The sequence below is a fragment of the Streptomyces sp. NBC_01235 genome (genome assembly GCF_035989285.1).
GTDB lineage: Bacteria > Actinomycetota > Actinomycetes > Streptomycetales > Streptomycetaceae > Streptomyces.
The window spans coordinates 5,657,136-5,670,449 of record NZ_CP108513.1; the positions used below are offsets into that span (position 1 = coordinate 5,657,136).

The window sequence follows — 13,314 nt, forward strand, 5'->3', positions numbered from 1 at the left end:
AGGGCGACCCCGGGCGTCCCGTCCGGCGCGCGCCCGATACCCCTACAACTCGGGGGCGCTCACACCCGTACGAGTGAGGGCGTCAACGACGGCGTCCACCACGGCCTCGACGTCGGGCACCCAGGGCGAGGCCGAGCCGGGCAGCGGCGCGCGCTCCCACCAGATGTCGCCGCGGCCGGTCTCGGACGGGGGCAGGGTGATGTAGCCGCCCTCGCCGTGGAAGCGCAGGGAGCCGGGCACGAAGTCCTTGGCGTAGAGCAGTTCACCCAGCTGCTCCATCGTGTAGGGCCGGACGAGGAGGAACCAGCGGGTGGGCGAGGCGACGACCGGGCCGAGGCGCATGCCCTGCTGGTCGAGCGCCACGAGCGCACGCGAGGCCGCGAGGGCGGGGAGGCTGACCGCGCAGGGGGCCGCGCCCCCGGTGGCCAGGACGATCGGTGCGGCCGGCCGGTTGCCCCACCACCAGCGCACCATGCGCGCGTCGGTGGTGGCCGCGAGGAGGCCTGGGTCGAAGGGGTGGGCACCGGGGACCGTGCACTCCGGGTCGGGGCAGGTACAGCGGGACGTGCTCCGCTGATCCGCCGCCGCCCCCGGGAGGACGGGCCACTGCCATTCCGTCGCGAAGGTCAGGGCCGAGTCAATCAACTCGGGCCGCCCGTCGCTGCGCTGGGACAGGAGCCTGCGTCGCTTTCCGAGGATCTCGCGCATGAGCGCTCGTTCCTTTCCGTTGCACCGCTGGCAACACCGTGGGTCACATCACACCATGCGTCGATCACTTCACTGTGCGTATCTGTTGGCGCATCACACCCCTGTCCGAGACAAGGGGAACCCCTCAGGGCCGAGCGGTGGCTGCTTCCGCGGCCACTCCGTCCGACTTGCATCCATCTAATGCCTGGGCGTGGCGTGGGGTGGCGAAGTCTGGCGTTTAACGTCGCGCGTATTTCTCTTCGCCTCCGCCACGGGAGGATGGGGCACGGTCGTCGATGACTATGACGCCCGGGCCGGTCACCAGGTTCCGGGATGCTCCCCATGAGCTCCCAACGACCCCTGGCCCTTACCGAGTACGTACCCATCACGACCGCTGTGACGCTCCGTGGAGCAAGGCCAGTCGACCGCAATCACCCGTTACCCGAGGCAGTTTTAAGCCAACTTTGCAATTTCGCAAGGGAGCCGGAAGAACCGTGCGCGATTCCCCCGAAGACCCCACGGACACCAGTAATCCCAGCAGGACAATGCTGGACATCTCCTCACGAGTGCGTGTACATGTGGAGACACCGCTAGCGGCGCAGAATGACATGGGGGTTTGCGATGCTTTTGAGCAATACGCTCCGGTCCGAGAGCCGGACGCCATGAACGCCCCTCACCCTCCGAAAGTGGCTGGAATCGATTCAACGGTTCCCTCGCCCGCCCACACTGTCGCGCCCGCGTCGGCCACCCCGGGCACCCCGACGGTCCCCGCAACCTCCCCCGGTCCCGCCGGCCCCGTCGGTTCCTCCGTGCCGGGAGCCCTCCTGACGGACCGGCTCGCCGGCTGGGTCTCGGACCTCACGACCCTGCACGAACTCACCGAACGCCTTGGCCGCACGGACGCGCTGACGGACGCGCTGACGGAGCTGCTGCACGCCGGAGCAGCCCTCGTGGGCGCCCGACGCGGACTCGTCGTCCTGGAGCCCGCCGACCGGCTCGGGCCGGACACCACCATCGGTCTGGGCCTCGGCCGCGCCGATCTCGGCCACATCGAGACCGTGCCGCGCAGCGCCCTGTCCTACGGCCGGATCCTCGACGGACTGCCCGGCGGCGAGGGGGAGATCGCCGAGCCCGACCTGCTCGCCGGGGACGGCCTGGACCCCCGCCATCGCGAGGTGGCCGCCCGCCTCGGCTACGCCGCCAGCTACGCACTGCCCCTGGAGGCGGACGGCACGCCTGGCCGCCTGGGCGCGGCCGTGTGGCTCTACGACGAGCCCGCCGAGCCGGGTGAGCGCCGGCGCCACCTGGTGGGCCTGTACGTCCGGTACGCGGCCGGGCACCTGGCCCGGCTGGTGGAACTCGAGCGCACACGCGCGTGCATGAGGACGATGGCCGAGGAGCTGCTGCCCTCCCGCCTGCCGCGCGTGCCCGGCGTCCAGCTCGCCGCCCGGCACCGCACCGGCCCGCGCGGGGGCGGCGACTGGTACGACGCACTGCCGCTGCCGGACGCCGCGCTGGGCCTCTCCGTCGGGTCCGTCACCGGGTCCGGGCCGAGCGCCGTCGCCGCGATGGGCCGGCTGCGCGCCTCCCTGCGGGCGTACGCCGTGATGGAGGGTGAGGACCCCGTCGCCGTCCTGTCCGACCTGGAGCTGCTGCTGCGGCTGACCGAGCCGGCCCGTTCCGCCACCGCGCTGTTCGCCTACTGCGAGCCCGCTCTGCGCAAGATCACCCTGGCCGGTGCCGGGCACTGCCCGCCGCTGCTGGTGGGCGAGCGGCGCACGGAGTTCGTGGAGACGACCGTCTCCGCGCCTCTGGGCATGCTCGCCTGCTGGGAGGCGCCGAGCATGGAGCTGGAGGCCGAGGCCGGCGAGACGGTGCTGCTCTACACCGACGGCCTGCTGCACCGCACCGGCGACCCCGTCGACCGCGCGTTCGCCCGGCTGCACGCGGCCGCCGCCGGCGTGCCGAGGCCGCTGCGGCACGACCCCGGCGCGATCGCCGACCACGTGCTGCGCACGGTCCTGCCGGACGGCCTTGCCGAGCAGGACAGCGACGAGGACGTGGTGCTGCTGGCGGCCCGCTTCGAGTAGAGCGGCGGTGACAGCCGGTAATAGGTTCTTCTCCCCTGGGCCCCCTTACGTACGACCGTACGATGGAGGGGGTCCAGCGCCGTATCTAGGAGGATGACCGTGGCAGAGGAGCTTCCGTCTGTGCCCAATGATGCTGCTACCGCAGCGGGCCCGGAAACTGCCGAAGACAAGCCCGTCAAGCAGCGGAAGAACGGCCTGTACCCGGGCGTGTCCGACGAGCTTGCCGAGAGCATGAAGTCCGGCTGGGCCGACACGGAGCTGCACGACCTGCGGCCGATCGCCCAGGCCGCCGAGACAGCCGCCCGCCGTGCCGCGCTCTCCGCTCGCTTCCCGGGCGAACGCCTGGTGATCCCCGCGGGCAACCTGAAGACCCGCTCGAACGACACGGAGTACGCCTTCCGCGCGTCCGTCGAATACGCCTACCTCACGGGCAACCGGACCGAGGACGGCGTGCTCGTCCTGGAGCCGGTCGCCGACGGCCACAAGGCCACGATCTACCTCCTGCCGCGCTCCGACCGCGAGAACGGCGAGTTCTGGCTGTCCGGCCAGGGCGAGCTGTGGGTCGGCCGCCGGCACTCGCTCCCCGAGGCGGAGCAGCTGCACGGCATCCCCGCCGCCGACGTGCGCGAGCTGGCCGACAAGCTGCGCGAGGCCACCGGCCCGGTGCGGGTCGTGCGCGGCCACGACGCGGGCATCGAGGCGGCCCTGACCGACAAGGTCACCGCCGAGCGCGACGAGGAGCTGCGCGTCTTCCTCTCCGAGGCCCGCCTGGTCAAGGACGAGTTCGAGATCGGCGAGCTGCAGAAGGCCGTCGACTCGACGGTCCGCGGCTTCGAGGACGTCGTCCGCGTCCTCGACAAGGCGGAGGCCACCTCCGAGCGGTACATCGAGGGCACGTTCTTCCTCCGCGCGCGGGTCGAGGGCAACGATGTCGGCTACGGCACCATCGCCGCCGCCGGACCGCACGCCTGCACGCTGCACTGGGTGCGCAACGACGGCCCGGTCCGCTCCGGCGACCTGCTGCTGCTCGACGCGGGCGTCGAGACGCACACCTACTACACCGCCGACGTCACGCGCACGCTGCCGGTCAACGGCCGCTTCACCGAGATCCAGAAGAAGATCTACGACGCCGTGTACGAGGCCCAGGAGGCCGGTATCGCGGCCGTCCGGCCGGGCGGCAAGTACCGCGACTTCCATGACGCCGCGCAGCACGTGCTGGCCGAGCGGCTCGTCGAGTGGGGCCTGGTCGAGGGACCGGTCGAACGCGTCCTGGAGCTCGGCCTCCAGCGCCGCTGGACGCTGCACGGCACCGGCCACATGCTCGGCCTGGACGTCCACGACTGCGCCGCCGCGCGCGTGGAGTCGTATGTCGACGGCACGCTGGAGCCGGGCATGGTGCTGACGGTCGAGCCGGGGCTGTACTTCCAGGCCGACGACCTGACCGTGCCGGTGGAGTATCGGGGGATCGGCGTCCGGATCGAGGACGACATCCTCGTCACGGAGGACGGCAACCGGAACCTGTCGGACGGGCTGCCGCGCCGCTCCGACGAGGTCGAGGCGTGGATGGCCGCGCTGAAGAGCTGACATCACCGATGGACGGCCGGGTACTGGTGAGTGCCCGGCCGTTCACATGTCCAGGGGGCATCGTGAACGACTTCTGGTGCGGCGTCGGTGTCGACCTGCATCTGGAAGCCGACTCCGGCGAAGGGCGTCGTGCCGGGCTCGAGCGTGCCCTGCGCGACGCCGTACGGGACGGCCGGCTGTCGCCCGGGACGCGGCTGCCCGCGACGCGCCGGCTCGCGGGCGAGCTCGGGATCTCACGGAACACGGTCAAGGCGGCCTACGACCAGCTCGTCGCCGAGGGCTACCTCACCGCCCTGCAGGGTTCCGGCACACAGGTCGCCCCGCTGCCCCCCGTCGCCGCCGAACCACCCGAGGCAGCCGCACGCGCGCGTGCGCCACGTTTCGACCTGCGGCCCGGCAGCCCGGACGTCGGGGCGTTCCCGGCCGCGGCCTGGCTGCGCGCACTGCGCCGCGCCATCGCGACGGCGCCCTCACTGACGTACGACTACGGCGATCCGCGCGGCCTCATCGAGCTGCGCACCGCGCTGTCGGGGTACCTCGGGCGGGCCCGGGGCGTCATCGCGCCGCCGGAGCGGATCGTGATCACGTCCGGTTACGTGCAGGGCCTCGCGCTCCTCACGCGCGTGCTGGACGGCGCCCGAATCGCGATGGAGGACCCGGGGCTGCCCTTCCATCGCGAGGTCGTACGGCGGGGCGGCGGCACCGTGACGCCGGTGCCGGTCGACGAGGACGGGGTGCGGGTCGGCGAACTGGGCGACGTCGCGGCCGTGGTCGTCACGCCCGCGCACCAGTACCCGACCGGCGTGACACTGCGCCCCGGGCGGCGGCGGGAGCTGACGCAGTGGGCACGCGCGCGTGACGGGCTGATCGTCGAGGACGACTACGACGGGGAGTTCCGCTATGACCGGCAGCCCGTCGGCGCGCTCCAGGGCATGGCTCCGGGACAGGTCGTCTACCTGGGCACCGCCTCCAAGACCCTCGGGCCCGCGCTGCGGCTCGGCTGGATGGTGCTGCCGCCGCACCTGGTCGACGCGGTCGCCGACGCCAAGTTGCACAGCGACCACCACACCGAGTCCATCGGCCAGCTCGCCCTCGCCGAGCTGATCGACAGTCACGCCTACGACCGTCACGTGCGAGCGTGCAGGCTGCGCTACCGGCGGCGCAGGGACCTGCTGCTGGACCGGCTGGGGGCGCGCCGGAGCGTGCGCGGGATCGCGGCCGGGCTGCACGCGCTGGTGGAGGTCGCCGACGAGGCGGAGGTGATGGCGCGCGCGGAGGCGCGGGGGCTGGCGGTGGGGCGCCTCGGTGAGCACTGGCACGAGCCGTCCGACGACCGCCTCCAGGGGCTCGTGATCGGGTACGGCACGCCCCGGGAACGGGTGTATCCGGAGGCGCTGGAGGCGCTGGCGAGGGTGCTGGACGGAACCTGATCGGGCAGCCGATTGGGCCAATCCCATGGTGTGCGATTGGTGCTGTTGAGCGGCCCACTGCGCTTCTAACGTCGTCCGTATGACGAAGAGTTCCCCGCAACGCCTGCTCGCCCTGGCCCAGTTGAGCAACTCGGTCGGGGACGGCGCGTACTACACGACGTCGGCCCTCTACTTCACCCAGGTGATCGGACTCGCCCCCGCGCGCGTGGGGCTCGGGCTGACCGTCGGGTGGGCGGTCGGCTCGCTGGCGGGAGTGCCGCTGGGACGGCTGGCCGACCGGCGCGGGGCGCGCGGTACGGCGGTGCTGCTGGCGCTGGCGACGGGGCTCGCGGTGGCGTCGTTCACCCTGGTGCGCGGGTTCGTTCCGTTCGTTCTCGTGGCATGCGGGTACGCGGCCGCGCAGTCCGGTCTCGCGGCTGCCCGGCAGGCGCTGTTGGCGGGCCTGGTGCCCGCCGGAGAGCGGACGCGGCTGCTGGCACGCCTCCAGGCGACGCTGAACGCGGGTCTGGCGGTGGGCGCCGGGCTCGGCGGACTCGCGCTGCACGCCGGGACGCGGGCGGCGTACCTCGGGGTGTTCGTGGTCGACGCGGTGAGCTTCCTGGTGTGCGCGCTGCTGCTCGCCGGGCTGCCCCGGGTGGCGCCCGGCGGAGTCCGCCCGCGCGGGAGCGGCCTGGGGGTGCTGCGGGACCGGCCGTATGCACTGGTGGCGCTCCTCAACACGGTCCTGCTGCTGCGGTTGCCTCTGCTCAGCCTCGTCCTGCCGCTGTGGATCACCGAGCGGACCGGGGCGCCCGCCTGGCTGGTCTCCGCCCTGTTCGTGCTCAACACCGCCGCGGTGACGGCGTTCCAGGTACGGGCGGCGCGTGGCGTGACCGGGCTGGAGAGCGCCACGCGCGCGGTGCGGCGGTCGGGCTGGGTGATGTGCGCCGCGTGCGCGGTCTTCCCACTGTCGGCGGGCGCCTCACCGTGGGTGGCGGCGGGCGTACTGGTGCTGGGGGCGGTGCTCCAGGTGGCGGCGGAGATGGGCCAGTCGGCGGGCTCCTGGCAACTCTCCTTCGACCTCGCCCCGGCCGACCGGGTCGGCGAGTACCAGGGGCTGTTCGGCACCGGCGTCACGGTGGCCCGCACCCTCGGCCCCCTGGCCCTGACCTGGCTGCTGATCGAGTGGGGCACACCCGGCTGGCTCATGCTGGGCGCCGCAATGGTGACGGCGTCCCACGCCATGGGACCAGCGGCCCGAAGAGCTGCCGCCGACCGGGAGAGGGAGCACCCGGCGACGTCCCGACTGGCACGGACAAACTGACGGCGGGCGGTCGGACGGCGGCGGGTTGAGGGCAACGAGCAGGCGGACGACGACACGGCGGACCCGCGTGCGGCAGCGGGCGGACGGGCAGCGGCGAGCTGACGGCCGCGGGTGGACGGGCAGCCGCGAGCTGACGGCAGCGGGCGCGCGGACGACGGCGGGTTGAGGGCGGCAGACAGGAGGACGGCAGATGGGCGGACGACGGCAAGCTGATGGCGGCGGGTTGAGGGCAGCAGCGGCCCCGCCGGGGCTGCCGGGGCTGCCGGGCCTGGGCTGCCGGGCTGAGGCTGCCGGGCTGGGGCTGCCGGGCTGAGGCTGCCGGGCTGAGGCGCCGGGCTGAGGCTGCCGGGCTGAGGCTGCCGACCGCGTCCACCCGAGCAGCACTCGTCGGTAGCGGGTGGCTCGCGACGGGGGCCGGGTGGCACCGGCCGGGGGTTCGCGCCTCAGGTTCCGGCACCGGCCCGACGACCGTCGCGTCGGCCTCAGGCGGCGCGTGCCAGTGCGGTGGTCGGCAAGGAGTCCACGAACAGGGCGCCTGCCAGGAGGCCTGCGCTGCCGCGTGGGCTCCACGCGCGCGTGTGGAGATCGGTGTCGAGGTCGGAGAGGGCCTTGCGGCCCGCCGGGGTCGCCGTGCCGCCCGCCTCCAGGACGGCGCGGGCGCCGGCCTGCACGTGGCGCAGGCCCAAGGGGCCGACGGTGTGCAGGAGTTCGGTGTCCTGAAGGGTGGACATCACGGTGAGCAGGGCGTCGAGCCGGGCCGCGGGCTCGTCCGCGCCGGCCGAGCGGGCCGCGGCGAGCGCGTCCAGGGCCCGCCGTACGTGCGGGAATCCGGCGCGGGCCTCGCCGCGGGCGCCGGCCGCGCCGTACTTCGCCGAGACCGTCGCGCCCCGCGAGGGCCGTCGCGGGGCGGCCCGGTCGGGGTGTGCGGCGATCCGCTTGGCGGTCGCGGCGACCTCGACGCCCAATGCCCGGGGGTCGAGGGCGGCCGCCGCGACCAGCAGGCCGAGCGTCCACAGAGCACCCCGGTGCCCGCCGCCGGCGAGGCCCACCGAGTGCTCGGTGCACCTCCCGATCGCGCCCAGCTCCGCGCGGAGCCGGGGCGTGGGTTCGCCGGTGCGGCGGGCGGCCGCGGCCATCGCCGCGAGGCCGGGTGCGAGCGCCTTGGCCGACCAGCGCAGCCCGCAGTGGTCCCTGCGGGTGACGCGGGCGGCCAGGTCACGGGGGTCGGGCAGGCCCGGCTTGGGAGCCAGGGCCAGCTGACCGGTCAGCGCGGCCACCGCGGCCTGCGCGAGCTCCTCGTCCTCACGGCTTGTCATGACCCCGACCTTACGAGGATGCGGAGGCCGACGGGGCGTCGCTCGGCGGAGTGCCCGTCGGGGCGTCACTGGGCGCACCGCTCGGAGGCGTACCGCCGCCACCGCCGCTCCCGGCGCCGGTGTTCTCGGCGTCGGGGTCGACGCCCAGGGTGATGGACCCCTTGTAGCCCTTGGACGGGTCGGCCTTGTGCACGGCCTTCAGCGTCAGCAGTCCGCTGGAAGTGCCGCCGCCGTCGTACACCATGTCGTTGTCGAGGGTGGTGTAGCTGCCGGAGTGCTGGGAGTAGGGCTCCCGGGTGAAGATCTCCTCGGCGATGTCGTCGGGGAAGAACAGCTGGCCGGTGTAGTTGACCTTGCCGCCCTCATAGGTGCCGTCCTCCTTCTGGCCTCCGGTGTGCACCTTGAGGTGGATGTGGCAGGTGCGCGGCGTGTACCAGCCGGGGAAGATCGTCTCGAACTTGACGACCCCGTTGGCGTTGGCGATCTGGTAGCCGCGCAGGTAGGTGTTGTCGTTGGCGGTGGAGCCGTCCTCGCTCTCCGCCGGGGCCGAACCGCCGGGGTTGGCGGTGGTGTAGCCGGAGTAGTAGCCCCAGGCGTCGCAGTGCCAGATCTCGACGGCGGCACCGGAGACCGGCGTGCAGCCGTCCGTGGCGTCGACCACGGTCAGACGCAGCGTCAGCGGCACGCCGCTCTTGCCCTCGGTGATGTCCTTGCGCACCAAGGCGCCATCGAGGTAGTACGGCCCCTCCGTGACGCTCGTCATCAGCGTCATGCAGCTGCTGCTCGTCGAGGTGTCGGACGCCGACGCGCTCGCCTCCGTGTCCGTGGCCGTGTCGGCGAAGGCCGACTGGTAGCCGGCGACGGCGAGTCCGCCGGCCGCGACCGTTCCGCCGGTCACCGCGAGGGCGCGGCGCCGGGTGATGCTGGTGTCTTTGTGATTTCCCGTCATGAACATGAACGTAGGAACGCCATCCGTCAGCGACATGAGGGAACGCTGAGAGGAACCTGTGAGTGCTGAGAAAGCTGAAGTTTCCCTCTCCGACCGGATCCGACAGGCCCTGATCAGCCCCGACCGGCCCTGACCGGACCCGACCGGCCCCGATCCGCCCTTATCGGCGCTGACCGTCCCTGACCGGTGCTCAGACGGCCATGAGGGGCGCGTCCTTGCGCCATTTGAGGATCTTGTCGAAGCTCACCACCGCGCCGCCGAGCCCCGGCTTGTTGCCGATGTGGACGTGGTCGGCGAGTTCCTGGATGAGATAGAGGCCGCGGCCCTGCTCGGCGTCGGTGCTCGTGCAGACCGGGGTGGGGGCGGGGCGTTCGCCCGTGAACCCCGGGCCCGAGTCGGCGACCTCGATGCGGCACTTCTCGCCGTCGAGGTACGCGGTGACGCGGTACGCCTCCGAACAGCCGCCGTGCGCGGTGCCCCCGCCGTGCTCGACGGCGTTGGCGCAGGCCTCGCTCAGGGCGACCGAGAGGTCGTAACTGACGTCGGGATCGACGCCCGCCGTCTCCATGGTGCCGAGCAGCAGGCGACGGGCGAGCGGAACGCTCGCAGCTTCGCGCCGGAGATGGAGTGACCACCAGATGCTCATGCTCCAGCCTCCTGGCCGCGGCTCGACATACCGATACGTATTGCCGCCCACGGCCGTATGTAAGCGCGATTTCCGCGTGATGCCGCCCATATGGGGGATGCACACAGGCCAACAATCGGTGTATGTGGGACTCAGGAGCACCAGTCGCACCACTCGAACCCAGAAAGTGATCTTCCGCATCGTAGGGAACCTTGTGGACCTGCCGTATGGCCGCGGTAAGGCCAGTGCGATGATGAGCCCGCCATGACTGCCCCCCACGGTGAGCGCTCCGGACGCGATCTACGGCTGCTGCGGGCCGCGGTGTTCGCCGCGGTCTGCGTCGTGCTGGCCGCTGCCGGGCACACCATGGCCTCCTGCGCCACGGTCCCGCCGTGGACGCTGGGCGCGGGATTCCTGGGCGCCCTCGCGGTCGTGGTGCCGCTCGCCGGACGCCCGCGCTCGCTGCCGGGCATCGCGGCGCTCCTCGCGCTCGGCCAGACCGTGCTGCACACGCTCTTCGGACTCGGCCAGCACACCGCCTACGCCGCCACCGCTTCCGCCGCCTCCACCGCGTCCGCCGGTTCCACCGCGCTGTCCGCGTCCGACGCCACGCTCGTCGAACGGGCGGCCCGGCTGGTGTGCGGGGCCTCGGCGGCGGCGATCAGCCCCGCCCAGGCCCAGAAGATCCTCGTCGCGGCGCGGCTCTACCCCCAGGGCGCCGGCAGCGGCGGCGGCACGGGCATGACCGGCACGAGCGGGATGGCCGGCACGAGCGGGATGGCCGGCATGAGCGGGATGGGCTCCATGCACCATCCGGCAGACGCCCTGTCCACCGCCGGCTCGTCGATGTCCCTGCTGCCGTCCGTGCCCATGCTGCTCGGCCACGTCCTGGCGGCCGTCGCCGCCGGATGGCTGCTGCGGCGCGGCGACACGGCCCTGCTGCGGCTGCTCGCCCTGTCGGCCCACGGCGTCGCCGAGGGGGCGCTCGTAAGGTCCCTGCGCGGGGCCCTCGCGCTGGTGCGCGCCCTGCTCGCGGGGCTGCCGGGCGCGCCCGGGGCGGGACCGCGCGTCCCGCCCACCGCGCTGCTCGCGCCGCCCGCACCCCGCACCCCCGCACTCCAGCACTCGGTGATCAGACGAGGCCCACCGGCCGCATCGGTTCTCGTCCTCGCTGCCTGAGCGACACGACCAGCACTCCACCACACAAGGGGGCGGCCGCTGTCGTGCGGCACGCGCACGTGCGCACCACCGTGTACGCGCCTCTCCTCACCCGCAGACCCACTCAGAGTGGAGTGCTCCCTGTCATGAAGGTCTCTCGCATCGCCGCCCGCGTCGCCGCCGCCGCTGCCGTCGCCGGCTCCGCCGTTCTCGTCCTGTCCTCGCCCGCCTTCGCGCACGTCAGCGTCGCCGCCGAGGGCACCGCCGCCAAGGGCGGCTACGCGGTCGTCGACTTCAAGGTCCCCAACGAGCGGGACGACGCCTCGACCACCAAGCTCGAGGTAACCTTCCCGACCGACCACCCGCTGGCCTCCGCGATGCCGGAACCGATCAACGGCTGGAAGGTCGACGTCACCAAGGCGAAGCTCGCCAAGCCCCTCACGGTGCACGGCAAGCAGATCTCCGAGGCCGTCTCCAAGATCACCTGGACCGCCACCGGCAAGGGCATCGAGGCCGGCTACTTCCAGAAGTTCCCGGTCTCCGTGGGCGCGCTGCCCGAGGACGCCGACGAACTCGTCTTCAAGGCGATCCAGACGTACTCCAACAAGGAGGTCGTGCGCTGGATCGAGGTCCAGGAGGACGGCGCGGAGGAGCCGGAGAACCCGGCCCCGGTGCTGACCCTGGCCGCCGCCTCCGAGGACGGCCACCACGGCACGACCGCCGAGGACGCCTCCGACAAGTCCGACGACGCCGAGGAGACCGCCGCGACGACCGAGACCGCCGCCGACTCCGACAGCACCGACACCACCGCCCGGGTCCTCGGCGTGGTCGGCATCGTCGTCGGTGCCGCCGGTGTGGCGTACGGCGTGCTCGCCGGCCGCCGCCGGACCACGACCGAGGCCTGAGCCCCACCCCGCTTCGGACCGACGGCCCTGTGGCCCGGCGCCCGACGCCTGCTCGTCCGTGACGCGCACCGGGGACACGCACGCACACACGCATGCGACCCCGGTGCGCACCGGATTTCACACATCTGGGACATTTTTCTATGCGCAAGAAGACGTTCGCCGTGGCCGCGCTGCTCGCCGCCGCCACCCTCACCCTCTCCGCCTGCGGCAGCGGCGACAGCGGCAGCCCGGTCGCCGTCGTCTCCGAGGACACCTCGCAGCAGGCCGCGACCGTGCTCGACCAGCCCTTCACCAAGCCCGATCTGGTCCTCACCGACACCCAGGGGAAGTCGTACGACCTCCGCAAGGAGACCGCGGGCCACCCGACGCTGGTCTACTTCGGATACACCAACTGCCCCGACGTCTGCCCGCTGACGATGAGCAACATCGCCGTCGCCAAGAAGCAGCTGTCCAAGGCCGAGCAGGACGAGCTACGCGTCGTGTTCGTCACCACCGACCCGGACCGTGACACCCCGGCCGCGCTCGGCAAGTGGCTCAAGGGCATCGACCCCCAGGTCGTCGGCCTGACCGGGAAGTTCGCGACCATCCAGGCCGCCGCCCGCACCCTCGGCATCTCCGTCGAGGCACCGCACAAGGACAAGAACGGCAAGATCGTCTCCACCCACGGCACCCAGGTCCTCGCCTTCTCCCCGAAGACGAACGGGGGATACCTCCTCTACAGCAAGGACGCCACGGTCGACGACTACACCAAGGACCTCCCCAAGATCATCAAGGGTGAGAACCCATGAGCCGTGTGCAGCATCGGAAGCCCATGAGGCTCCTCGTCTTGCCCGCCACGGTAGTCACCGGGGCGCTGCTGCTGGCGGGATGCGGGTCGGACTCCGACGCGCGGGCCGAACTGTCCGTGCGGGCCGCCTACATACCGCAGCCCGTCTCCGACACCATGGCCGCCGGTTTCCTCACCATCGTCAACAAGGGCGGCGCGAAGGACGAGCTGACCTCCGTGACCAGCGCCGCCGCGGGCAGCGTCACCCTCCACGAGACCGTCGGCTCGTCGATGGAGGAGGTCACGTCCCTCGATGTGCCCGCACACGGTCAACTCGTGTTCAAGAGCGGCGGGAACCATCTGATGTTCGAGAAGCTGAAGAGCAAACCGGTGCAGGGCGAGACGGTGACCGTCGAGCTGCACTTCGCCGCATCCGACCCCGTCGAGGTCGAGATTCCGGTGGAGCCCGCCACGTACAACCCGAAGACCGGCCACTGAGGG

General features: G+C 72.5%; 12 protein-coding genes. 8 read left to right on the top strand and 4 right to left on the bottom strand.

The features are described from left to right. Positions 1–42: 42 nt before the first annotated feature. Positions 43–708, bottom strand: a complete 666-nt coding sequence (locus tag OG289_RS25210) for a bifunctional DNA primase/polymerase (RefSeq protein WP_327316291.1) — start codon at positions 706–708, stop codon at positions 43–45. 524 nt (positions 709–1,232) lie between these two features. Between OG289_RS25210 and OG289_RS25215 the strand changes: the two genes are divergently transcribed. The 4 genes from OG289_RS25215 to OG289_RS25230 all read left to right on the top strand — a co-directional run bounded on the left by OG289_RS25215 (position 1,233) and on the right by OG289_RS25230 (position 7,094). Then, the gene (locus OG289_RS25215; RefSeq protein WP_327320797.1) at positions 1,233–2,777 is read left to right on the top strand and encodes a PP2C family protein-serine/threonine phosphatase; all 1,545 of its coding nucleotides are present in this window, start codon (positions 1,233–1,235) and stop codon (positions 2,775–2,777) included. Positions 2,778–2,870: 93 nt separating this feature from the next. Beyond that, positions 2,871–4,361 (top strand): aminopeptidase P family protein, encoded by a 1,491-nt coding sequence (locus OG289_RS25220; RefSeq protein ID WP_327316292.1) that lies wholly within the window; start codon positions 2,871–2,873, stop codon positions 4,359–4,361. 62 nt (positions 4,362–4,423) lie between these two features. After that, positions 4,424–5,791 carry a MocR-like pyridoxine biosynthesis transcription factor PdxR gene (gene pdxR, locus OG289_RS25225; RefSeq protein ID WP_327316293.1) on the top strand — a complete coding sequence of 456 codons (1,368 nt, stop codon included), beginning with the start codon at positions 4,424–4,426 and terminating at the stop codon, positions 5,789–5,791. 79 nt (positions 5,792–5,870) lie between these two features. Beyond that, positions 5,871–7,094 carry an MFS transporter gene (locus OG289_RS25230; RefSeq protein ID WP_327316294.1) on the top strand — a complete coding sequence of 408 codons (1,224 nt, stop codon included), beginning with the start codon at positions 5,871–5,873 and terminating at the stop codon, positions 7,092–7,094. A 482-nt stretch (positions 7,095–7,576) separates the two neighbouring features. Here the strand turns inward: OG289_RS25230 and OG289_RS25235 are convergent, their stop codons facing one another. The 3 genes from OG289_RS25235 to OG289_RS25245 all read right to left on the bottom strand — a co-directional run bounded on the left by OG289_RS25235 (position 7,577) and on the right by OG289_RS25245 (position 10,005). Further along, a complete protein-coding gene (locus OG289_RS25235) occupies positions 7,577–8,410 on the bottom strand; it encodes a triphosphoribosyl-dephospho-CoA synthase (RefSeq protein ID WP_327316295.1) in 834 nt (277 codons plus the stop codon). A 10-nt stretch (positions 8,411–8,420) separates the two neighbouring features. After that, a complete protein-coding gene (locus OG289_RS25240) occupies positions 8,421–9,359 on the bottom strand; it encodes an intradiol ring-cleavage dioxygenase (protein WP_327316296.1) in 939 nt (312 codons plus the stop codon). A gap of 190 nt (positions 9,360–9,549) precedes the next feature. Next, a complete protein-coding gene (locus OG289_RS25245; RefSeq protein WP_327316297.1) occupies positions 9,550–10,005 on the bottom strand; it encodes an ATP-binding protein in 456 nt (151 codons plus the stop codon). A 243-nt stretch (positions 10,006–10,248) separates the two neighbouring features. Between OG289_RS25245 and OG289_RS25250 the strand changes: the two genes are divergently transcribed. From OG289_RS25250 to OG289_RS25265, 4 genes are all read left to right on the top strand, one after another. Continuing rightward, positions 10,249–11,163, top strand: coding sequence for a hypothetical protein (locus OG289_RS25250; protein ID WP_327316298.1), 915 nt, complete (start codon positions 10,249–10,251; stop codon positions 11,161–11,163). Between the two features lie 125 nt (positions 11,164–11,288). Then, a complete protein-coding gene (locus tag OG289_RS25255) occupies positions 11,289–12,047 on the top strand; it encodes a YcnI family copper-binding membrane protein (RefSeq protein ID WP_327316299.1) in 759 nt (252 codons plus the stop codon). A 140-nt stretch (positions 12,048–12,187) separates the two neighbouring features. Further along, positions 12,188–12,835 (top strand): SCO family protein, encoded by a 648-nt coding sequence (locus OG289_RS25260; RefSeq protein WP_327316300.1) that lies wholly within the window; start codon positions 12,188–12,190, stop codon positions 12,833–12,835. A gap of 23 nt (positions 12,836–12,858) precedes the next feature. After that, a complete protein-coding gene (locus OG289_RS25265) occupies positions 12,859–13,311 on the top strand; it encodes a copper chaperone PCu(A)C (RefSeq protein WP_327316301.1) in 453 nt (150 codons plus the stop codon). Positions 13,312–13,314: the final 3 nt, after the last annotated feature.